Below are 20,914 nucleotides of genomic sequence, written 5' to 3'. Positions count from 1 at the left end.
AGCTGTTACCTCCCCAGTGGAATATTATTCTTCGTCGTTTGTTTCAACGCTGCTGCAATAAACAATTGCTGCTCCATACTATGCACAAGCTGATAACCGCTGGAAGGACTTGCATGTTCAGGACGACCTTCGTATCTCACGGTAGTACCTTCAGGTGCGATATCACGGAGACGAGGCTCCATGTACGTCCAAGCGCCCATGTTTTTGTTCTCTTCCTGTACCCACACCAGCTCTTTCAATTTACTGAAACGTGCGAGTACACGTTTGATCTCTTCTGCCGGAAACGGATAGAGCTGCTCTACGCGGATAATGTGAAGCCAAGACCAGTCTGCTTCTTTGTCCTTGTCAATTGCATCTTCCAGATCAATCGCAACTTTACCGCTGCAGAGAATGATACGTTCTACCTGATTCGGTTTAGTACCAAGACCCGGCTGCTCCAGCACAAGTTCGAATTTGCCTTCACTGAATTCCACAGCCGGTGACGCGACACGCGGGTTACGGATCAGACTTTTTGGTGACATCATCACAAGCGGACGTGCATCTTCTGTCTCCGTTAACGAAGCTTGACGACGCAGCAGGTGGAAATACTGTGATGCACTAGACAGGTTAACCACCGTCATATTGTCCTCAGCACACAGCTGCAGGAAACGCTCCAGACGCGCGCTGGTATGCTCCGGTCCCTGACCTTCGTTCGCGTGAGGAAGCAGCATAACCAGACTTGATTTTTGAGACCATTTTGCACGGCCTGCCGATACAAACTGGTCAAAGATTACTTGAGCACAGTTTGCAAAATCACCAAATTGCGCTTCCCAGATCACAAGTGTATCTGGTGAATATACGTTATACCCATATTCGAATCCGACAACTGATTCTTCGGATAACGGACTGTTATAGATCGCGAAGGATGCCTTCGCTTGTGGCAGATGATGCAGCGGGCAGAACTTGTCACCGTTCTTCGCATCATGCAGCACCAGGTTACGGTGCGCAAAGGTTGCGCGCTCTGCATCCTGACCACTGATACGGATCGGTTTGCCGTCTGCCAGAATGGTTGCGAATGCCAATGTTTCCGCAAGGCTCCAGTCTACCTTTTCTCCTTCATTCAGAGCTGTACTGCGACGCTGCAAAATCCGCTGCAATTTCGGATAAACGTTGAAGTTCTCCGGCCATTTCAATAGATCTGCATTAATGCTGCGCAGCTGCTCCAGCGGAACCGCAGTCGGCATAACGGTAACCGCCTGGGACTCACTGATGTTGCGTTGATAGTATTCATGTACTTCATTTTTCTTCATCTGGTCATAAGCTTCTTTCAGTCGGTTCGCTACTCCTTCTCGAATGTTTGCAATATACGCATCATCGATGACCGCTTCCTTCTTGAGCACCTCCTGGTACAGGTGGCTGACCGTCGGATGATTTTTCACTTTGTCGTAAACAAGCGGTTGTGTCGTTTCAGGATCATCTGTCTCGTTATGACCATAACGGCGATATCCGATCAGGTCGATCAGGAAATCCTTTTTGAATCGATTACGGTATTCGGCAGCCATACGGATTGCTGCAATACAAGCATCCGGGTTGTCTGCATTCACATGCACAATCGGAATTTCGTATCCTTTGGCAAGGTCACTTGCATAATACGTTGAACGTGAGTCACTGCTATCTGTTGTAAAACCAAGACGGTTGTTCACGATAATGTGAATGGTTCCGCCATTCTGGTATCCAGGCAATGCTTTGAAGTTCAATGTTTCAGCCACGATGCCTTCCCCAGGGAATGCCGCATCCCCGTGCATTAGAATGGTTGCTGCTTTGGTTACATCCTGCTTCGGATAACCTGGCTCACGGCGATCATCCTGAGCCGCACGCGCAAAACCTTGCACCACAGGATTGACGTACTCCAGATGGCTCGGGTTGTTAGCCAGTGTCAGGCGGGCCTGCACCGTCTCTCCGTCTTTTACAAAACGGTTGGCGCCCATATGATATTTGACATCCCCTGTCCAGCCATAATTGATTCCGGTTGAACCTTCGGATGGAACCAAATCTTTGTTCGGGGCATGATGGAATTCAGAGAAAATTTTACTGTATGGCTTGCCAAGCACGTGAGCAAGAACGTTCAGACGCCCGCGGTGAGCCATACCCATCAGAATGTGGCTTGAGCCGGCTTCTGTCATCAGACGAACGGCCTCATCCAGCATCGGCACGAGCACATCGTTACCTTCAATGGAGAAACGTTTCTGTCCTACAAACGTTTTGTGCAGGAAATCTTCAAACTGCTCCGCTTCGACCAGACGCTCCAGCAGCGCTGTACGTTCTTTCTGTGTTAACGGGGCAGGTGATGTACGGGATTCCGCACGACGATTCAGCCATTCACGCTCCTGTACTTCATGAACGTGGCTGAATTCATAAGCAATCGGTCCTGTATAAATCTGACGAAGACGCTGAATAGCATCCCAGCCAGTTGTTGTCTGACCATCTGCACCTTCCCAGATCAGGGAAGCAGGCAGTGCCTTCAAATCTTCTTCATTTAATTGAAAATGCTTCGGCTCCAGCAAGGACGTGTCGGTTGCTTCACTGATTCCAAGCGGATCAATATCAGCAGCGAGATGGCCGTACGTACGGATATTCCATACGAGCTTGCCCGCTGTAACCGCTTTCTGTAATAGCTGGATATCTACGCTTCCGGAAGCAGTTTGGGCGTTCCCGGAATTCGAAAGAGACTCTGCACCCTTGCCAGACATCGGCGGTGCGCCCCATTGTTCAAACAATTCCCGATAAGCCGGCGTTACTGCACCCGGATCCTGGGTGAATAATTCATATTGTTCTTGCACGTATCCCATATTGGGACCATAGTAACTCTCCCAGGGTTTCATGTTGCCTTTCTCGATCGTCATCGACGTTCCCTCCGTCTTGATTTTGTCATAGGGTTTGACGGAAATCATTGAATAAGCTGTAATTCGCGTTCGTTCAACATTTTAAGCGAAATTTTTCATGAAGTCCAATAGTCGTGCTGCTCGTGGTAATAACGTTGTTCCGACGCTCCCGTCAAAGGTTTGTCTGCGTTTTCAAAATCAAAGTAAAACAATGATTATTTCTACCGTCGCACAGATGTCGAATACTGTCCTGATCCGTTCGAAGGTATACGTGCTTCCCTGAATTTAGCAAAGCCCGTGTTCTAATATCTATTCTATAAACTTTTTCGCTCAGGAGCATTTCCTATTTTTAGTCCAATTGATGCATAAATTAGATGAATCGAGTCATTTAGATGATTTTAACTGAAAACGCGAACGCTGAATTACATCATAGTCAAGACCTGAATTCCGTTTAAACCTCTTTTTTACAATTGTGGTCCATTCTGCACAAAAACAAACCGTCCATTATTACATTAACCAATTGGCATGTCATTCAACAGAAAAATGCATTGCTCTCTTGACAGCTTTGGACAAGGCAACATGCAGCAAAACAAAGCCGACCGAATGCAAATCTCCGGCGGCTTTGATCAGTTAACCTTGCTTTCGTTTTTCAGTTCGCTATGACGTTCCTTTGATAAACGAAGATCAATCATGTATTTTGCAAAGGGCGTCAGTTCCATATCCTTGATTTGATCCAATGTAAACCATTCTGCTCCGAGCGAATCATGCCCGTCAGCCACTCGTTTGATATGCTGCAGTTGCAGTTGATTACCTTGAAGACTAATCACATGGTATAAAATACCGATATGATGCACTTCCTCGGGTTTCCCCTGAATCTCCCACTGCAATACAGTGGATTGGGAGGAAGAAATGGAAAACTTCATTGGAATAAGACCCGTTTCCTCTTCAAATTCACGCTTTAATGCGGCCTCTGGCGGCTCTCCGAATTCCATCCTGCCGCCCGGCAGATCCCATTTCCCAACGTAGGGACCCCGAGCCTTCTGAATCAAAAGATAGGACTGCTCCCATACAGCCAGCCCATATACACCTAGATGCGTGTGTTTGTTCACTTTCATGCACCTCCCCGGTAGAGGGACTTTCGCTGTTCTGAAGCCCTCTATCTCTTATCCTCATCTCTTATGGTATCCAGATCAACAGCAAGGCGAATCATATCCACACAGCGAATACCGTTCTCGATAATCTCTTCCTCATAATGGGTTATAAAATAATCCCGCTCTACACCCGTAATGCGGAAACCGCAGCGCTGATATAATTTCAATTGATGAAAACTGGAATTGCCCGTTCCAATCTCCAGTATTCGGCATCCCAGCCTTCTCGCAGCCTCCATCGCTTCTTTGATCATGTGTTTACCTACACCCTGCCCCTGCAGTTCCTCCTGTACGGCGATGTTCACAATCTCTGCAGTCTCGGGACGAGTCTTGAGCAGTACAAACTCCCCCACCATCTCTCCTTCATACTCCGCGATAAAACAAACTCCTCTGCTCAGATATTCATCTACAATCGTTTTTGAAGGGTCTGCCATCAGCAAGAGCTCATAAGGTTTTTCTTCATCCCAGTCCAAAATCCGGAACGACAAATTCATGCCAATCCCCACCTTTTCATCAACCAAATTATACTTTTTCATGCCTTTTGCAGAAGCCTATGTATGGCAAATCTACAAATCTTCTTTCCCGAATCAGCTCGGTTTTATATAAGTTAAATTAAAGATTTTACACAAACCACTCCGATGACAGAATAACCTGGAGAGTAGCGGTTATCCCCAGATTTTTTCGATTCCCTTTTCCAAAGGGGAAAATCCGGTGATAAAGGCGAAGCTTATGCTTCCGATGCAGCTTTCTTACAGAAAGCTTTTAGCTCCGCTTTTCCAGGTTTTTTCTGTCCTCTCCGTTAACGTGTAAATGAATAGCTCAACTTATATAAATGAATGTTTCGTGCGTCATGTTTCTGCTGTCCCACAATCTATGTTAGTCACTCTGTCTATTGTCAATGCGTCCTGCTTGATTGGAATAATGACGAATGCACATGCCCGTCGCTCTCTGCATGGCTTGTCTTTCATAAAAGGTCTGTACTTCCGGATCACACAAGAGATCAATCATATAAAGTCCCTGAAGCCGCTCAAGCATACGCTGCACAAGCGTACTACCAATTCCTTGAGCTTTGTATTCGGGCAACACTTCCAGAAGTGGAATATAAGCACTGAGTACCCCGTCCGAGATGGCTTGAATAAAACCAACAACATTCCCGGTTTGTTCATCAACAGCCAGTTCAATCGCGTACGACTGCTCCAGCATTTTATAAAACGTTGAAGTAGAAGGCGGATTCGGCCACCCGTCGAAAAAACCTCCGCTTAACTGCTCAAGCTCTACTCCATCCAGTGTTTCACGAAATACAATGCTCACTTATACACCCCTCTTCAAAAAGACCAAACTCCATTATATCATAATATATGGAACAAAATATATAGATATGGATACTATAAGATGGTGTTTAATCTATCTATATAAATTGAACTAAAGAAACGACATTATGCCGCTTAACGATCCCCATAGAGCTTATTTTCCCTGAATCGGGGACATTTGAATTCTAACGATCTCCAGGAAGCTTATTCCGTTCGAAATCCTGAAAAATGAGCCTGATCAAGCTGATTTCGGCACAATAGCGTCTCTGGGGATCGTTAGAATTTTCCCAAGCCCGAATATGCCGAAATAAGGCTTCTCCTGATCGTTAGCGCTCGCAGTAGAGGGTGGCAGACTTGCACTTGCCACTTGCCATGAGCGATGGACGATATTGGACTAATGTGTCTGAATTGATGAGCATATTGGAGTGGATTGTGTACATTCTTTAGTTCAACTTATATAATTTATGTTCACCTATTTATTTTCCCGTACTTAAATGTTCATGAACCAGTTTCCAATGCCCCTCATCATTCTGGACAAACACATTTGTTGCACGCCCTTGTCCTGAAGCATATTCTCCACGCACATATCCTTCCCAGTGATACGTATAGGTGCATACCGCCTGATGCTCGTCCACAGCAATCCACTGCACATCCTCTGCACGATACACTTCGTGCTTCACTGTCTCCCAGGCGTTCTCGAAATATGCTTGTATCTCCGCGAGCGTTGTGCAGGAAGTGCCTGTGAACCAATACAGTGCATTTGGTGCAAGCAGCTTGCCTACCTCATCAAACCGATGTGTATTGGTTGCTTCTATATATGCGCTCAGCGCCTGCTCATATCCCATCCTATTCATCCCCTTTGCCCTTGTACAAACTGTTGTTATCCTGCCTACTTCCGTACAGCTTCATCGCTGTAGGTCTTGAACGTCTCCTGCAAGGTTTGCCCACTCGACTTTTCCCAGACTACACTTCGTTCAAACGTACCCGCATCAAAAAAGCGCGGAAACCGCTCTGCAAACCAGTCCTGCATCGGCAGCTCCAGTGCCTTTTGCAAGGATACCCATTTCAGCTCTCCCTCTGGCGGGTCTGCCAAAAGCTCGCCTTTATAGGAAGTAACCAGGTAGTTGAACACCATATATCTCAATCCCTGCTCCGGGTCGCAGAATTCATCCAGTCCTTTATACATGATCTGCTTCACCTGAAGTCCCGTCTCTTCTCGAACTTCACGTATGGCTCCATCCACAATACTTTCGGGAAACTCTACTTTGCCACCAGGTGCAATATAACCTGGAAACCCTTTGCGGTCTGGTCTATTCATCAACAGAACCTGATCGCTATCCGGATTCCATATCATAGACATCGTATACATCTCGACCTTAACGCTCATTTTTCATTCTCCTCATCCAAACGCATCCTTACCTCTACTTATCTAATTGCATTCCTTATCTCTACTTATCCAACCGCATTCCACCTCCCATATGATTTCTGGAGATCATGTGTGTATTCCTGCTATACAGTCTGGGTTAAACCGTATTTAACATGAACATCAGACAGCAGCAAATGCAGGCATATGAAAGACGGACGCCCGTTAACATCGGAGCCCGTCTGGGTGGCCTTGACATCTTGTTATCCTCGTTTCAATATGCTTCCGATTGCAAATACAACGACAAATTCTTTTTATGTTAACGTAGCGATGACCACCCGGCGTTTTTTCCAATCGGCCCGGCGATAAGCCTGCAGCATTCCGAATTTGCGGATACTTGCTTTGGGCACGGCTTTGTAAGACATGGTCACTTCAAACTCTTCATTAAATGGAAAAAAAGACAGACCCACCTTCTCTCCTGATATCCATTCGGCTTTAACGGTTGGGCTGCTACAATGGTCGAAAGCACAGCTCAGTCCATCTGCGAAAAAATCATAACGTGATGCAGGTGTACCCGGCTCCTCCATACATAGGAACAGACTCAGCTGGTCACAGAACAGCATCGTCTCCACATCATTCTTCAGCCGCTGCTCCAGGGCTGCTGCATCACCGCCAAGCTCCCGCTTCCAGTTATCCTGCTGCTGCTGTTCTTCGAGCAGATACTGCCGAATATCCTCATCATCCTGAGGATTGGCACCCAGCGTTTTCTGAAACAACTCTGTATACATCAGGCTGCACAGCAGTCCCGCATAAGCATTGTACTGTCTTACTTCCTCAATCCCTTTGCGATAGAACACAAAACGCGGACGCAGTGGAAAATCACGGAAAGAGTAAGGAACCTGACTGTAATCATTCCATAATGGCGCAGCGTCCAGCTCGATCCAGCCCCGGTCATGCTCCTTCGCAGCCAAAATCAGTTCATCCCGGTGCGAACCAGGTGGAAGCCACGCCGTTTTCCAGCGAGCAGCCATATCTCCAGCAGCCACTCCATGTTCATGCTGTGCGGTCAAAACAAAATCATGCTCTCTCTCATAGACGATCATTTGCTGTCACCCTTCCGCATGGTATACGTTGACTTTTACATTAATTGGGTTACACTTTCCTATAAGCCGCTTTTACCCCTCTTCCAAGCAGCTTTATACCCCTGATACATCACGTCCCAAATGAAACAGAGGTTGTAAAGGTGTTGTCAGTTTCCTGAAATTTGGTACACTAATGATTGTGTCACCGATTACATTACATACAGAAAGCGGGATCTCATGAATTTATACTCACCTTACATCGAGTTTAACCGCAAGGAATGGGCTCGACTCAAAGAGCATCAGGTTACTCTTCCGCTGACGGAAGCTGAACTGGAACAGTTAAAGGGCTTGAACGAAGAAGTGTCCATACAGGAAGTGGAGGAAGTTTATCTGCCCCTTACCCACTTCATTGAGTTATATGCCCGAGCTTCGCGAGAGCTTGATCGGTTAACCGCCTCTTTTATGAAAAAGGAAGCCCTTCACACCCCCTATATTATCGGGATCGGGGGCAGTGTTGCCGTGGGAAAAAGCACAGCAGCCCGCTTGCTCCAGGCTCTTCTCGCCAGAGGCAAGAGCAGCCCCAAAGTTGATCTCGTCACCACGGACGGCTTTTTATATCCAAACGCGGTGCTGCAGGATAAGGGCATCATGAACCGCAAAGGTTTCCCGGAAAGCTATGATATCAAATCACTCATTCAATTCATGGGAGATGTCAAATCCGGCAAGCCGGAAGTCAAAGCTCCGGTCTACTCCCATCTGGCTTACGATGTCATCCAGGGACAAGAGCAGCTGATATGCCAGCCAGACATCCTGATCATTGAAGGCATCAACGTGTTACAGGTGAAACGGGAGACCCCTTTACTGGTAAGTGATTTCTTTGACTTCTCCATCTACATTGATGCAGAAGAAGAGCATATTCGGCACTGGTACGTAGAACGTTTCAAGCTGCTTCGCCAGACAGCATTCCAGAATAAGGATTCCTTCTTCCATCAGCGATTCGCCAATATTAATGAAGAGGAAACGGTTGAAACAGCGAATCAAATCTGGCAGGACATCAATGCCAAAAACCTGCATGAAAACATCTTGCCAACCAAAGGCAGAGCCCGGCTCATTCTGAAAAAAGAAGCCGATCACTCGATACAGCAGATTCAATTGCGCAAGCTGTAGATATTAAAAAGGAGCGAAACAAAATGCAAACTCTCGTTATTCTCGGCAGTGTGATGATGTTTCTGGCCGTTGCACTGGGTGCCTTCGGGGCACACGCGCTCAAACGCAAGTTATCGGCCGATATGATTAAAATCTATGAAACCGGTGTGCAGTACCATATTGCCCATGGACTTGGCATCATTCTGCTTGGACTGTTCGCAGAGCGACTGCCCTCCTCATCACTCGTGCTCACCGCAGGTTGGCTGTTGTTTGCAGGAATTCTACTCTTCTCCGGCAGTCTCTATACCCTTAGCATTACAGGTGTACGCAAGTGGGGAGCTGTCACACCCTTGGGTGGTGTAGCCTTCCTTGCCGGTTGGGCCACACTGTTATTTGCTGTATTGTAACCTTGCAAAAGGCCGTCCCTCACATGCATATAGTAAGGTCTTCCTTCTAATTCAAATAGAGTGTTCTGGCTGAACGAACCTGAAGCCGAACGCTCTTTTTTTGAGAGCATTAATCCAGCCAGAGTCTGCGGATGCTGAACATAAGGTTGGCCTCTTTCCTTTTCCCCTCATCCGTATGCTCCTGCTCCCGTCTCAAAACATATACATCCGGGTTGGACAGCTTGGCCCATTCGGGGTAACCAAAAGACGGAACGTACTGACGAATAATTAACGATAACAGGTTGCCATGTGTGACAACCGCGCCATGCGGCTCTGGCCTGTTCCAGCATTCCTCCAGCACAGCCAGGCCCCTGCGAGCTGCGATCCTTGAAGACTCGCCGCCTTCTGCCGCCCAATCGACATCATCATATGTACGTTTCAGCACCTCCATCCAGTCCGGCAGATCCACGGTACTAAGTACACGCTCCTGCAAGCGTTCGTCCGTATGAATATGCTGCTGAATGGCTGCTCCTAAAGGGACGGCCGTCTGCACCGCTCTTTTCCACGGACTGGATACAATATAGGAAATTCCATGACTGGACAGCAGCTCTGCCAGCTTCTCTGCTTGCCTGTACCCCTCGTCTGTCAGACTGGCATATGGCTCCTGTCCTTCGGCTTTGGCGTGACGAATCAGATAAATGGACTCCATGTATAACACCTCCGGTTGTCTCGGCTACAATGAATTTTCCTTTAGATACTGGAGTGCAATACGCATTTTACGCTGATCCTCTATTCGGCCCGATGAACTGAGAAAGGTCACATCTTCCTGCTTCCCGATTCCCCCGCTTGTGTCATGCCGAAGAGTCTGGAGTGCAAGCCGCTGCTTCAAATGATTCACCGTGCCGGCACTTCCATCTACAATCTGAACATGATCTGGCAGCACCCCGCGCAGAATCGAAGAGTAGAACGGGTAATGTGTACAGCCCATCACCACTGTTCCATATTGCTCCATGTCCAGATGGGATAGCTTGGAACGAAAGTACGCTGCAATGGTTACCGGATCAAACTGCAGCTGTTCGCACCACTCTACGAGCTCAGGGAGCGCAAGCGAATCAACCCGATGCTCATCATCCACACGGGATACCAGCTCGTTATACTTTGTCTGGCTCAGTGTCAGAGCTGTAGCAAATACCAGCACTCGTTTGCCGTTATCCCGGTTCATCTCTACAGCGGGCTTCACAGCTGGCTCCATGCCGATGATGGGGATGTCGTATCGGGAACGCAGCTCACTGACGGCCAGGCTGGTTGCTGTATTACATGCGATTACGATAGCTTCTGCGTTTTGCCTTACAATAGCCTCAATGCAGCCCAGAATATAACCATGTACCTCGTCCGCAGACTTCGTTCCATAAGGTACATGCAAGGTATCTGCATAATATATATAGGACTCTTCGGGAAACTGCTGTAATGCCTTGTGCAGTACCGTTAGCCCGCCGATGCCTGAATCAAAAAAAGCAATTTTTTTCGTCAAGGATGTCACCTCTATAACGTATTCTTTCGGTTCGGGAACCGTCCATTACTGCTCATGCTGACTGGAGGTGAAGATTAAATCAATGAAGTTAACTAGCCTGATCTGTATTCGTTTTATATTGTCTGATCCAGTCTTTACCACTATTCCAGCTATGCACCGGGTTGTCTTCTCCAAGCAGTTCGGCACTGGCCTGAGCCATAATCCATTCCTTCAGGCCATCTTCCGGACTGGACTCAAGCTGATTCAGCAAGAACTGAAGCCCTCCTTCACCCGTTTGAAGGATTGCATCATATAATTCTCGATTGCCTGCAATATAATCATTCGGGTTGCTGCTGGCAGCCAGAGCAGGCTCGCTGACTATTGCATTCAAGCTCTGTTTAATGGTATCTGCCTCGGAACGATGATCTGCCGGGACTGCACATGCTGATAAAGCTAACGCTGTACATAGCGATAGTAAGCTCATCATGAGCCATTTACATTTCATCGAAATACCCCCGTTAAGAAAAACTTTCTTCAAATAGAGATTTGCCTTGTGCCTCCCAATAGCGTTCCGTCTCCGGAACCCGCTCCAGAAAATCCGAGTAACTCCCCGTCCAGCCCTCAGGCATGTAATGCTCATAGGATGCAGGTTCAGGGAACATGGAGAAGAACAGTCTTTGATCAAAATCGACAAGGAAAGACGGCACATATTTGAGCCATTCGTCACCCTCGGGATGCGTTCCATGAAAATGCTGCAGCTCACTTCTCAGCTCTGCCGTGCTTACCTGTTTCTCTTGAATCGCCTCCAGAAAAGCATTGGCCGTATCCTCGTTCAACACCTGGATGCCAAACCGTTCTTCCATCTCTACATTCAAAAACCAGTATTCCCGCTCGGTGACGTACCATCGCCACATGCCCCGAAAACAAACACAAGCAATTGTGTTCTTGGCATACTCAGGCTCTGTTTTCATGGTCACACCTCCAAACACAGTTTCTGCCATTGCTCTATCCCGGCCTCAGATCAAGCTCCCATCGCTCCTCCGTCAATTCCTGGCCGGATAATAGTTGTGTTCGAACCTCTTTGACTTCAAACCCGTAAGATTCATATAGTTTTCTTGCACCGAGCAGCGATTGATTGGTCCACAATAAAATAGAACGGTATCCCTGCTGAATCGCATACGCAATCACGTGTTCAATAAGCTTTCTTCCCCAGCCTGCACCCCGGGCTTTAGGTTCAAGCAGGAACCAACGCAGCTGAGCAGTCGAATCGTTTACACGTGTCAGCCCAATGGACCCACAAGGTCTATGATCCAGCTCCACGATCCACAACATCTCTCTTGTAAAATCTCCCGTATGGGCAAAGGTCTGTAACGCATCAGAGATAAAGACTGCAAAGCTATCATCATAATTATACTCGTCCCGATAAATACGGATATGCGCTTCAATGACATATTGCAGGTCTTTTTGTATGAACGAACGAATCATAGCTGTAATTTTCTCCTAATTCAATAATCTGTAGAGCAGCTTCTCCCCTTCACTTCTCTGACCCACTGCTTGCTTTTCCAGGAAATCTGGCACCTCTCGCAGATCAGCCGGACGATATCCTGCTCCACATCCGCAATTATGGTAGGTCACACCGTGACGATACAGTGTTATGACTTTTGTCCACTGCTTGATGTCCCTTTGCTTCGGAGCCTGAAAATCATGCCCCATATTTACCATCACTTCCGCACATTGCGGGCACTTATATTCCATACTTCCAGCCGCTTCCGGGCTCAAATCATAAGGTGAAGCCTGTTTCAAGGACTTGCGGCAGTTGAAACAAGCATATATTTCTTTATAAGGTCCAGACATAGCATATCGGCACATCGTCATCACCTCCTCATCATTTCCATTATACGGGATTGACTGTAAAGTTACGAATGTGTTATTGCATCATTGCGCAACTGCCTCTCTCCAGGCTAAAGCAAACTCTGCCACAGCGTTGTAACGCTGGGATCGGTCGGGATTCACCGCGCGTGTGACCACCTCATACAATGCTTGTCCGCCATCCCAACGCTCACGCGAACGATCCAGTTCTCCGCCAAGCAGTGCAAATGCCATAGCTCCCATATTAAACACATTCGTAATCGCATCAATCGGTGCCCCGAGCTGAAATTCCTCAGGAGACATAAATCGGGATGAACCCCACATTCGCCCCATAGTATTGACAAAAGCGCCTTTGTGATACAGATCAATGTCACAGATATTCATATCCGCTGCCGTAAAATCGTAAATCAGACTGCCATCGTAAAAGTCTACAGCGACATAACCCTTGCGCTCCACCTCGATATGAAAGTCCAGAATACGCTCCATCGCTTGAATGCGCATTTCCACCGGCAACTTCCTGAACTGAACATAAGGCGACCGTGGATCTTCATATTTAGCTGGTGGAGGGAAAGACCAGTGCGAATGCAGACATTCTCCTTCGACCCAATCAAATACACAAGCGTATCCCTCATCTGTGGCAAAATGGTTCGTTAATCGAATCAGGCTGTCATGTGCCAAGTCTTCATAGATCGAGACAGCAGACTGCAGCTGCTGTACAGCTGCGGCTGGATTTCCCGTTGTATTGGCGTGGACGGTACATGCCCCTGCATACTTCACAAACTGTTTTCGACCGTCTGCTCTGACTAATCCAAAAGAAAGATTGCCAGAGTCCTGTTGGTCAAATACACGGAAGACTGTGCCCAGGGGCGTTAGCCAGCTGAAGTCATGCTTTTCTTTTAACCCGAACGAAACGCCGTCGATCTCATGAATAACCTGATGCACCATCAGAGCACCCCTTATCTATTTAATATATCTATTTACTAAATTGCTTCTGGTCTGAACTCTGATTGTAAAAATACGTCATGTGTGCTTCATCGTACCCCTGTCCGCCCACTTCCAGCGCATTTCGCTCTATACCGTACAGTTCAAACCCGTAACGCTCGTATAACCGTCTTGCAGCAGCATTCGTAGTAACCACACTCAGATTAATCTGCTTAATACCTTCGAGATGCCTTCCCCGTTCCAACACTTCCGATAATAAACGGGAAGCCAGTCCCTCCCCCCGATAAGCGGGCGATACATATACACCCCAGATGAATCCTTTATGCCTGAGCTTCGGGCCATATTCCCTTTTGAACCCCATAATGCCAGCAAGTATGCCATCAGGTGTAAATGCGCCCAGAATATAATCATCCGGCTCGTTATGTATGCGATCTTTCACTTCACTCACAGTCAGCTGACTGGACAACTCGTAGGATGCACCAAAAGCTTCTGGATGGGTCCGCAGCGCTTCGAGCCGCAAGGGCCAATATACGTCGGATTCTCCCCGCTCGATATTACGCAGCATGTACTTCTCTCTCCCAGCATCTATACTCATGTTTCATCCACTCCCTGCTTTTTCTTCCGATTGCGGTCTCGTTCCAAAGCTTCCTGTACCCGATCACGAGCAGGGAGCTTGCTATTGATATGTAAAAGAAGTCCAGTGATGAGCAGCAGCAGTGCAATTACGACAATCTCAAACATTCGTTTTTCCCTCCTTAGAAAAGGATACATTTTGGTCTTGTATACATCGCAGATCCTTCACATGAGGTTATTGAAGGCCCCGCGCGATCAGCCGCTCCAGCCACTTCCACGGAAGCAGTGCCTTGCCGATAATAAGCAAGCGCGAGCCCTTGCCCAGCGCATACCGCAATCTTGGCGAACGCATCCGGGTGATCCGCCCGATCAGATCAGCGACCTCCTGCGGGTCCGGTGCAGTCTCACCCGCTTGTCGGGAATACCGCAGGACTGCGTCCAGTTTATGCTGATAAGGTGAGTCCTCATGCCGATGAATCTCACCCAGACCTTTGTTCCAGATTGGTGTACGGTAGGCTCCAGGCTCCACCAGCACGACCCGAATACCGAAGGAAGACATCTCATGACGCAGACTTTCCGTGAATCCTTCCACGGCGAACTTGGAAGCAGCGTAGGGCGCATACCCGGGAAAACCCGACAAACCACTTACGCTGGAAAGATTAATAATCAAGCCGCTCTGCTGTTTACGCATTACAGGCAGGACAGTGCGTGTCACCGCAATAAGTCCAAAAAGATTGGTCTCCATCTGCCGCCGCCAATCCTCCATCGCCACTTCCTCAATGAACCCGCCCACCGCAAAGCCTGCATTATTCACCAGCACGTCAATCCGCCCATATTGCTGCATAACCATATCTACAGCCATCTGGACCGATTCTGAATCCGTCACGTCGAGCTGAACATAATGGAGACGGTCGCCAACATTCTCTTTTTCGGCCCGGCTCGCAAGCTCACCCTTTCGGCTCAGGTCACGCATCGTAGCTGCAACATGATATCCCTGCTTCGCCAGCGTGATCGCGGTCAGCATACCGAAGCCGCTGGATGTGCCTGTAATTAGTGCTACCGGATGCTGTTGTCCGTGGCTATGTGCTCTTTTTTCTGCTGGTCCAGCGATATGCTCAGATTCCGTTGCCTTTCTATCCCCTGCCGTGCCTGGGTCATCCGCGTTGTTTGGCAGCGAATCTTCTCCTATTTTATAAGCCCACACGCCCATATCATCACCGCTCTCCAAATGTATTCTTCACCTGTTAATCCGCACGTCTCTCCACCCGCCGCAGTTTTGTCACTCCCGCCTCAAACGTGTACGGTACGAAGTCTATCTCTGGCAGCATACAATGCAATCGCTCTGCTAATGTATTCAATTGTTGCATTACAGCGACCTTTACCTGTTCCTCACTGGCTTCCTCATGAATTCGCATCGATACTTCCAGCCTTCCGCTGCCGCGCTGTACTACACGATAGTGCTCAATGGCCGGTGAAGCCGCAATCACCGCACGACTGATGAAATCCGGAAAGACCGTAACCACTTGATTCTCATGTCGATGTGAAAAATAAAGCGTATCATCACAGCGGCCTTCGATCCGCTCAATGGCAGTAAACAGCGAACCACAGGCGCACGGTTCTTCCGCCTCGGTTAAAATATCATTCAGCCGATATCGGATGATCGGCTGTGATGTTCTGGAGAAGTCTGTAATCACAGGCACAAACCGCCGGGTGGCAGGATCGAGGTATTCTTTTTCAATATAAACAATGTCTTCATTCAGATGTAACGTACCGTGCTCACACGTCGCACCCAGAAAGCCCTCCGTACACTGGTACACCTGATGGATTGTCTGCTTGAAAACACGCTCCAGCACACGCCGATCCAGCGGGTCCAGCACCTCGGCGACGGATATGATTTTGTGCGGCATATGGGTTAAATGCCCCTGCTCAAAAGCCTCAGCCAGCATGCGAAGCATGGAGGGCGGCGCCACCCACACCGTAGACTGGTATTGCTCCATACGTTCAACAAGCACATTCACAGGCTCCAGCAGATCAAAATATTGAAATTGCAGCTTGCCGCGCTTCACCGATTCATACAGATTACTGTTCGCACGCAGAAAAAAAGCAATCCTGGCCGGCTTCCACAATCCGCCTGGCAGCAGCTTGGCCAGCACCGTTCCCGTCCATGCATCCTGCTCCCGATCACTCACCAGAAATATCCCCCGGTTGCCGGATGTGCCTGAGGATAACCCCACAGTTATTCCTTGAATGGAAGACTGCTTGAAGTCACGGGTATCTTCACTCTCTCCTGCCAGTATTAACGCCTCTTCCTTCGAAATTCCTACGGTGTTCAGCGTATCAAAGTTCTGCATCATAATAGACTTGTCAATCTGCGGAAATTGTTTCCACGCCGATGCACTCCTGCCATCCCACCATGTACGATAAAATGGAGATTGTGCCCGCACACGCTCTACATGCCGTATGATTCGGCGTTCCTGCCAGCGTTCAAGCTGAGCTCGTGTGCTCCATCTTCTCAGGCCACGTGCAAGTGTATAATGAGCTGCAATGCGAAAGACATTACTCATGTGTTGTACCTCCTGTTCCCCAATCACTCAGCACTTCCTCGCAGTGACTCGGCACGATACGCAGCGCAGGGAACTGTTGATGGAGCTGCACCAGCTTATCAAAGTTCGACCTGTATTTCCGCCGATCTGACATAATGATGCCTGCAAGCGCATGAGGTCTTCGCTGTTCACGAAAAGCCCGGCTTGACCATACCGCATCTGCACACAGAAAATATTCATGCTGCTCTGTACGCAGCAAAATACCCATCATGCCTGCTGCATGCCCTGACACATCTACACCCAGCAGACTGCCATCGCCGAAGATATCGTACACCTCATCCCAAGGTAATATACGCGGCGCTTCAGCTCCTGTCCCTGTCAGTGTCCGTCCAGTCACCTCTGCTTCTGTCCCTGTGCCTCCATCCACCTTCGCTCCTCTCACTTCAGTCCACTGTCTGGGCCGTCCAGTAAGAGGCAGCGACCTCTGGGTAAAATCATCAGGCAGCAATCCGGACAGAAAACCGGCCTTTACTGCCGCTAATGGGCCAAGTGAGCGGACTGCATCATACGCTTGCGGCAGGTAAATAAACTGCGCTTGAGGGAAATCCCGCACACCTGCGATATGATCCCCGTGAAAATGCGAAAGAATGACATAACGGATGTCTGATGCACGGAGTCCAATCCGTTTCAGAAAATGAACCGCACTGTCTTGCTCCTGATACACAACAGGGGTGATGTAACGATACAGTGCATTAGGAAGCCGGGCAGTCTCATCGAAAAAGCGGGAACTATACCCTGTATCCAGCAGCATCGCGCCATGCACCGGATGAATGATGCAGGCAAAGCCCGCCGGAAAACGCACAGGTCTGATGCTCCCACCCCTCAGCGTTAGAACCTCGGGATGTGTACAATACCCCGCCGCACCCAAATATAACTGGACTGGAGTTGAAGTCAGCATGATTCAGCCCTCCACCAATCTGCGAATTGCTGTAAACCTGCTTCAATAGACACCCGAGGTGTATACCCTAGCTGCTCCCTGGCATCGGTGATGTTTAATGTCTGCGGCACACCCAGGGACCCTACCGTGTATCGGGTAAGTAACGGCTCTCCCAGAGCAGGAATGAACCGATGCACATTTTCAAGCACAGCAGCGGCCCCATAGGCGACCTTGTATGGAATGCTCAATCGCTTCAGCGGCATATCCAGCATGTCAAAGAGCTTGCTGACCAGTTCGGCAAAAGGCCGCGGGTCCCCGTTGGATATGTTGTAGGCCCTCCCGAGCGCTTCTGCTGAAGCACGTTGGCACAATAACAAGGCATCTACTACATTATCTACACATGTCAGATCAATAAGTGCCCGTCCACCGTCAATCATCGGGACTCCACGTTTGGCATTCGCTGCCACAATACGCGGAAACAGCGTCTGGTCATAAGGGCCAAAAATAGCCCGCGGACGAATCATAATCGATGGCAAGCCTTGACGATGTGCATCCATAACGATCTGCTCAGCCAGATACTTGGTAGCCGCATAGTGATTGGCCGATTTGGCTGACAGCGCATCATGTTCATGCACTTCATAACGCGGGTTGAAGTTAAAATAAAGACTTGGTGTCGAGACATGCACAAAACGCTGCACCTGGCTGCGCGTAGCGCTATCAATCAAGATCTGTGTTCCCTGCACGTTACTGCTGTAGAAATCCCGATACTTTCCCCATGGAGAGGACAACGCGGCACAATGAAATACAACATCCTGACCCTTGCAAGCTGCACCCACGGTCTGATGGTCCCTTATATCACCCTGATGAAAACGGACTCCTGCCGCAACTAACGCATCTCCTATCGCTTGCTGACGCCCCAGGCCCGTGACGTCCCAGCCTTCTTCGGCAAGGCGAACCGCCAGATGTCTGCCAAGACAGCCCGTAGCCCCTGTTACCAACGCTCTCTTCATTGTTGTTCACCGTTCCATTCTATGTCATGAGTCAACGCCTCGGTCAATGTGATCCGCTGAGCACGAGCAATACGCCAAGCTGCCAGCACCACTGCAATTTGTGCAAAGAAAGGATGCTTATCCTGCCTCGTATACACAACATCTCTTGCCCTGTACCAGGCCGTCATCCATGACCGCAGGTTCGATCTGCTATTGGCCTGCCGAATACCGATTCCCAGCATAGGCAGTGCAAGCATCGCCTTATCACCTGACTGAGGTGTAATCTCTTTTTTTTCGTTTAATAGTGACTCCGGTTCAAGCAAAGCACGCACCAGGCCATCGCCAGGATGAAACAGGTGAATACCGCTGGTCGCTCTCGGATTACATTCGATGGCATAGACTCGACCGTCCGACTCTTCAATAAAATCAAAACCGATCTGTCCGCTAAAAGCTGCCTTCTGCACAAATTGCTTGACCCATTGATAAGCCCCATCATGCTGCACCTGTTCAAAAAAAACACTTGCGCCTACGTCACCTGTACGAAATTTGCTCTCGTAGGCGGCATGAGCAACCAACTGTCCTTCATGCACAACACTGTAGGTACACAGCCCGCGTCCATGGATGTATCGCTGTGCCACCCAAGGCGAACCTCGGGATATTAGCTCTTCACCCGGCGGCGCATGCTGTATTGGCATACGTACTTTGGCGGCAAAACGGGAATACACCGGCTTCCATACCCACTCCCCCGACTTGTTCAGCACATGCTGAATCTCCAGCTGCTCCTGTGAATTTTGAATCAGATATGTATCTGGCACTGACAGCCCCATCGACTTCGCTAGTTGAATAAAATCATATTTATGATGCAATGCATGCAGCTGCTCCGGGCTGGATATCAGAACACGGCAATGCTGCCTTAACTGTTCCGCACCTTGAGCCACGTAGAAAATTTCCTCACACATCGGAATGAGCAGGTCAATCTGCCATCTCTTGACACAAGCTTCGAGTGCAGACAGATATGCTGTTGTCTGATGACGCGGCGATGGCACAAGGGCACACTGCTCCACTACAACGGACCCTCTGCATAGATGCTGTTCCATACTCTCGGCAATATACACCCGATGACCGAATCGGTGCAGCATACGTGCCAGATCCAGTGTTACCGGGGCCCTGCCCCCGGTAAGCAGCACTCTGCTTGGTGTACATGCCAGTGGCTGCCGCTCTCCTGATCTAATAGTCAAGAATAAGTCCTCCCAGAGAAAGCCCTGCGGCTGTTCCTATCATAAGTATGCGATCACCGCGCTGAATACGCTGCTGGCGAATGGCCTCGTGCAGTCCCATCGGGATGGAAGCAGCAATGGTATTGCCATGCCCCCGTGTAATATCCATAAACCGCTCCTCCGGAATGCCCAGCTTCTTCCGAATGAGACGCATCGCCATTGCACTGCCCTGATGCGGAATAACCAGCTTGAAATCCTGCATCCGGTTCCCGGAGGTTTGAAGCATCTCCTCCATAAAACCCGGTAACAGCTTGGACGCCATGCGGAAAATGGCCTGTCCGTCCATATGAAAGAGATAAGGGGCTGGCTGCTCGTTATTATATTTGGCAGCGTGCTGCCGGGTACCTCCACCCGCAATCTCTGATAAACGTGCTCCGCGGCTGAAAGTGCGCAATGATGCGTGTACAATCTGCGAGCCTGAACCTTCTGGCGCATGCTCAATAATGACAGCTGCTGCTCCATCCCCAAACAAGGCAGCGCTTTCCGGCTCGTCCCAATTCAGTCCGGCTGAAGCAATCTCGGTGGCTACGAGCAGAACACGCCGGTAACGTCCCGCATGCACCATATAAGAGATGACATCCAATCCATTCAGGAAGCTCAGACAGGTTGCATCCATATCAAAAGCAGGCACACCCGAATCCTCCTGCCCCATCGCCTGCTGGATAAAAACAGCTGTACTTGGCAACGGCTGTTCCTTCGTACCGCTTGTACATACCAGACAATCGATCTCTTCAAAGGACAGCCCTGCATCAGCAAGAGCAACTTCTGCCGCCCTTGCCCCCATATACGAAGAAGTCTCCTCGTCGGAGGCATAATAACGAAACCCTACACCTGTCGCTTTGCTGACCCATCCTGCCGGTACATGGAGGCGCTCATCCAGCTCCTCATCTGTCACTTTCATCTGAGGCAGGTATTTCCCCGTACCTGCAATTCTTACTCTTCTAAGCTGCATATGCCAACCTCTTCCCTATCACAGAT

At 49.0% G+C, this 20,914-nt stretch carries 24 protein-coding genes; 2 read left to right on the top strand and 22 right to left on the bottom strand.

The window, feature by feature from the left end; genetic code table 11:
* Positions 1 to 5: 5 nt before the first annotated feature.
* From ACQSGY_RS05895 to ACQSGY_RS05865, 7 genes are all read right to left on the bottom strand, one after another.
* Positions 6 to 2,882: a 2-oxoglutarate dehydrogenase E1 component gene (locus tag ACQSGY_RS05895; protein ID WP_427051098.1), complete on the bottom strand. Its 2,877-nt coding sequence runs from the start codon at positions 2,880 to 2,882 to the stop codon at positions 6 to 8.
* A gap of 605 nt (positions 2,883 to 3,487) precedes the next feature.
* The gene (locus ACQSGY_RS05890; RefSeq protein WP_427051097.1) at positions 3,488 to 3,970 is read right to left on the bottom strand and encodes an NUDIX domain-containing protein; all 483 of its coding nucleotides are present in this window, start codon (positions 3,968 to 3,970) and stop codon (positions 3,488 to 3,490) included.
* 47 nt (positions 3,971 to 4,017) lie between these two features.
* The gene (locus ACQSGY_RS05885; RefSeq protein ID WP_427051096.1) at positions 4,018 to 4,503 is read right to left on the bottom strand and encodes a GNAT family N-acetyltransferase; all 486 of its coding nucleotides are present in this window, start codon (positions 4,501 to 4,503) and stop codon (positions 4,018 to 4,020) included.
* 382 nt (positions 4,504 to 4,885) lie between these two features.
* Positions 4,886 to 5,320 (bottom strand): GNAT family N-acetyltransferase, encoded by a 435-nt coding sequence (locus ACQSGY_RS05880; RefSeq protein WP_427051095.1) that lies wholly within the window; start codon positions 5,318 to 5,320, stop codon positions 4,886 to 4,888.
* Between the two features lie 475 nt (positions 5,321 to 5,795).
* Positions 5,796 to 6,164, bottom strand: coding sequence for a YybH family protein (locus ACQSGY_RS05875; RefSeq protein WP_427051094.1), 369 nt, complete (start codon positions 6,162 to 6,164; stop codon positions 5,796 to 5,798).
* Positions 6,165 to 6,208: 44 nt separating this feature from the next.
* Complete coding sequence (locus ACQSGY_RS05870) at positions 6,209 to 6,706, bottom strand: 8-oxo-dGTP diphosphatase (protein ID WP_427051092.1); 498 nt, start codon at positions 6,704 to 6,706, stop codon at positions 6,209 to 6,211.
* A 290-nt stretch (positions 6,707 to 6,996) separates the two neighbouring features.
* Complete coding sequence (locus ACQSGY_RS05865; protein ID WP_427051090.1) at positions 6,997 to 7,785, bottom strand: DUF3891 family protein; 789 nt, start codon at positions 7,783 to 7,785, stop codon at positions 6,997 to 6,999.
* Positions 7,786 to 8,001: 216 nt separating this feature from the next.
* Between ACQSGY_RS05865 and coaA the strand changes: the two genes are divergently transcribed.
* Together coaA and ACQSGY_RS05855 are read left to right on the top strand one after the other, a co-directional pair.
* Positions 8,002 to 8,931: a type I pantothenate kinase gene (coaA, locus tag ACQSGY_RS05860; RefSeq protein WP_427051088.1), complete on the top strand. Its 930-nt coding sequence runs from the start codon at positions 8,002 to 8,004 to the stop codon at positions 8,929 to 8,931.
* A 23-nt stretch (positions 8,932 to 8,954) separates the two neighbouring features.
* Positions 8,955 to 9,317 carry a DUF423 domain-containing protein gene (locus ACQSGY_RS05855; RefSeq protein WP_427051087.1) on the top strand — a complete coding sequence of 121 codons (363 nt, stop codon included), beginning with the start codon at positions 8,955 to 8,957 and terminating at the stop codon, positions 9,315 to 9,317.
* Between the two features lie 109 nt (positions 9,318 to 9,426).
* Here the strand turns inward: ACQSGY_RS05855 and ACQSGY_RS05850 are convergent, their stop codons facing one another.
* The 15 genes from ACQSGY_RS05850 to ACQSGY_RS05780 all read right to left on the bottom strand — a co-directional run bounded on the left by ACQSGY_RS05850 (position 9,427) and on the right by ACQSGY_RS05780 (position 20,888).
* Positions 9,427 to 10,005 (bottom strand): histidine phosphatase family protein, encoded by a 579-nt coding sequence (locus ACQSGY_RS05850; RefSeq protein ID WP_427051085.1) that lies wholly within the window; start codon positions 10,003 to 10,005, stop codon positions 9,427 to 9,429.
* Positions 10,006 to 10,029: 24 nt separating this feature from the next.
* Positions 10,030 to 10,827 (bottom strand): glutamate racemase, encoded by a 798-nt coding sequence (gene murI / locus ACQSGY_RS05845; RefSeq protein WP_426334373.1) that lies wholly within the window; start codon positions 10,825 to 10,827, stop codon positions 10,030 to 10,032.
* 88 nt (positions 10,828 to 10,915) lie between these two features.
* Complete coding sequence (locus tag ACQSGY_RS05840; RefSeq protein ID WP_289374807.1) at positions 10,916 to 11,311, bottom strand: hypothetical protein; 396 nt, start codon at positions 11,309 to 11,311, stop codon at positions 10,916 to 10,918.
* 13 nt (positions 11,312 to 11,324) lie between these two features.
* Positions 11,325 to 11,777 (bottom strand): hypothetical protein, encoded by a 453-nt coding sequence (locus ACQSGY_RS05835; protein WP_427051083.1) that lies wholly within the window; start codon positions 11,775 to 11,777, stop codon positions 11,325 to 11,327.
* A gap of 34 nt (positions 11,778 to 11,811) precedes the next feature.
* Positions 11,812 to 12,291 (bottom strand): GNAT family N-acetyltransferase, encoded by a 480-nt coding sequence (locus ACQSGY_RS05830; RefSeq protein WP_427051081.1) that lies wholly within the window; start codon positions 12,289 to 12,291, stop codon positions 11,812 to 11,814.
* A gap of 15 nt (positions 12,292 to 12,306) precedes the next feature.
* Positions 12,307 to 12,675, bottom strand: a complete 369-nt coding sequence (locus tag ACQSGY_RS05825) for a hypothetical protein (protein ID WP_427051080.1) — start codon at positions 12,673 to 12,675, stop codon at positions 12,307 to 12,309.
* Positions 12,676 to 12,741: 66 nt separating this feature from the next.
* Positions 12,742 to 13,620, bottom strand: coding sequence for a serine/threonine protein kinase (locus ACQSGY_RS05820; RefSeq protein WP_427051079.1), 879 nt, complete (start codon positions 13,618 to 13,620; stop codon positions 12,742 to 12,744).
* Positions 13,621 to 13,648: 28 nt separating this feature from the next.
* A complete protein-coding gene (locus tag ACQSGY_RS05815) occupies positions 13,649 to 14,212 on the bottom strand; it encodes an N-acetyltransferase family protein (RefSeq protein ID WP_427051078.1) in 564 nt (187 codons plus the stop codon).
* The gene (locus ACQSGY_RS05810) at positions 14,209 to 14,358 is read right to left on the bottom strand and encodes a hypothetical protein (RefSeq protein ID WP_188592490.1); all 150 of its coding nucleotides are present in this window, start codon (positions 14,356 to 14,358) and stop codon (positions 14,209 to 14,211) included. The genes ACQSGY_RS05815 and ACQSGY_RS05810 overlap by 4 nt, the downstream gene beginning before the upstream one ends.
* Positions 14,359 to 14,425: 67 nt before the next feature.
* Complete coding sequence (locus ACQSGY_RS05805; protein WP_427051077.1) at positions 14,426 to 15,418, bottom strand: SDR family oxidoreductase; 993 nt, start codon at positions 15,416 to 15,418, stop codon at positions 14,426 to 14,428.
* Between the two features lie 16 nt (positions 15,419 to 15,434).
* The gene (locus ACQSGY_RS05800) at positions 15,435 to 16,754 is read right to left on the bottom strand and encodes a F390 synthetase-related protein (protein WP_427051076.1); all 1,320 of its coding nucleotides are present in this window, start codon (positions 16,752 to 16,754) and stop codon (positions 15,435 to 15,437) included.
* Entirely contained in the window at positions 16,747 to 17,691 is a 945-nt protein-coding gene (locus ACQSGY_RS05795) for an MBL fold metallo-hydrolase (protein WP_427051075.1), read from the bottom strand. The genes ACQSGY_RS05800 and ACQSGY_RS05795 overlap by 8 nt, the downstream gene beginning before the upstream one ends.
* Complete coding sequence (locus ACQSGY_RS05790; RefSeq protein WP_427051074.1) at positions 17,685 to 18,680, bottom strand: NAD-dependent epimerase/dehydratase family protein; 996 nt, start codon at positions 18,678 to 18,680, stop codon at positions 17,685 to 17,687. Before ACQSGY_RS05790 ends, ACQSGY_RS05795 begins: the two co-directional genes overlap by 7 nt.
* A complete protein-coding gene (locus tag ACQSGY_RS05785; RefSeq protein WP_427051073.1) occupies positions 18,677 to 19,897 on the bottom strand; it encodes an ATP-grasp domain-containing protein in 1,221 nt (406 codons plus the stop codon). Before ACQSGY_RS05785 ends, ACQSGY_RS05790 begins: the two co-directional genes overlap by 4 nt.
* Positions 19,887 to 20,888: a beta-ketoacyl-ACP synthase III gene (locus ACQSGY_RS05780; protein WP_427051072.1), complete on the bottom strand. Its 1,002-nt coding sequence runs from the start codon at positions 20,886 to 20,888 to the stop codon at positions 19,887 to 19,889. Before ACQSGY_RS05780 ends, ACQSGY_RS05785 begins: the two co-directional genes overlap by 11 nt.
* Between the last annotated feature and the right edge of the window lie 26 nt (positions 20,889 to 20,914).

Origin of the sequence: Paenibacillus sp. TC-CSREp1, from assembly GCF_050171015.1 — a bacterium.
GTDB classification, from domain to species: Bacteria; Bacillota; Bacilli; order Paenibacillales; family Paenibacillaceae; genus Paenibacillus; species Paenibacillus silvae.
Note: the sequence above shows the minus strand (reverse complement) of the source record. Positions and strands in the feature narration are given on the sequence as shown.

Coding starts and splice junctions, on each gene's coding strand:
- ACQSGY_RS05875 (WP_427051094.1), bottom strand. CDS start 6,164: ATGGGATATGAGCAGGCGCTGAGCGCATATATAGAAGCAACCAATACA.
- ACQSGY_RS05865 (WP_427051090.1), bottom strand. CDS start 7,785: ATGATCGTCTATGAGAGAGAGCATGATTTTGTTTTGACCGCACAGCAT.
- ACQSGY_RS05885 (WP_427051096.1), bottom strand. CDS start 4,503: ATGAATTTGTCGTTCCGGATTTTGGACTGGGATGAAGAAAAACCTTAT.
- ACQSGY_RS05870 (WP_427051092.1), bottom strand. CDS start 6,706: ATGAGCGTTAAGGTCGAGATGTATACGATGTCTATGATATGGAATCCG.
- ACQSGY_RS05835 (WP_427051083.1), bottom strand. CDS start 11,777: ATGAAAACAGAGCCTGAGTATGCCAAGAACACAATTGCTTGTGTTTGT.
- ACQSGY_RS05830 (WP_427051081.1), bottom strand. CDS start 12,291: ATGATTCGTTCGTTCATACAAAAAGACCTGCAATATGTCATTGAAGCG.
- ACQSGY_RS05815 (WP_427051078.1), bottom strand. CDS start 14,212: ATGAGTATAGATGCTGGGAGAGAGAAGTACATGCTGCGTAATATCGAG.
- ACQSGY_RS05800 (WP_427051076.1), bottom strand. CDS start 16,754: ATGAGTAATGTCTTTCGCATTGCAGCTCATTATACACTTGCACGTGGC.
- ACQSGY_RS05790 (WP_427051074.1), bottom strand. CDS start 18,680: ATGAAGAGAGCGTTGGTAACAGGGGCTACGGGCTGTCTTGGCAGACAT.
- ACQSGY_RS05850 (WP_427051085.1), bottom strand. CDS start 10,005: ATGGAGTCCATTTATCTGATTCGTCACGCCAAAGCCGAAGGACAGGAG.
- ACQSGY_RS05795 (WP_427051075.1), bottom strand. CDS start 17,691: ATGCTGACTTCAACTCCAGTCCAGTTATATTTGGGTGCGGCGGGGTAT.
- ACQSGY_RS05895 (WP_427051098.1), bottom strand. CDS start 2,882: ATGACGATCGAGAAAGGCAACATGAAACCCTGGGAGAGTTACTATGGT.
- ACQSGY_RS05825 (WP_427051080.1), bottom strand. CDS start 12,675: ATGTGCCGATATGCTATGTCTGGACCTTATAAAGAAATATATGCTTGT.
- ACQSGY_RS05780 (WP_427051072.1), bottom strand. CDS start 20,888: ATGCAGCTTAGAAGAGTAAGAATTGCAGGTACGGGGAAATACCTGCCT.
- ACQSGY_RS05810 (WP_188592490.1), bottom strand. CDS start 14,358: ATGTTTGAGATTGTCGTAATTGCACTGCTGCTGCTCATCACTGGACTT.
- ACQSGY_RS05855 (WP_427051087.1), top strand. CDS start 8,955: ATGCAAACTCTCGTTATTCTCGGCAGTGTGATGATGTTTCTGGCCGTT.
- coaA (WP_427051088.1), top strand. CDS start 8,002: ATGAATTTATACTCACCTTACATCGAGTTTAACCGCAAGGAATGGGCT.
- ACQSGY_RS05840 (WP_289374807.1), bottom strand. CDS start 11,311: ATGAAATGTAAATGGCTCATGATGAGCTTACTATCGCTATGTACAGCG.
- ACQSGY_RS05820 (WP_427051079.1), bottom strand. CDS start 13,620: ATGGTGCATCAGGTTATTCATGAGATCGACGGCGTTTCGTTCGGGTTA.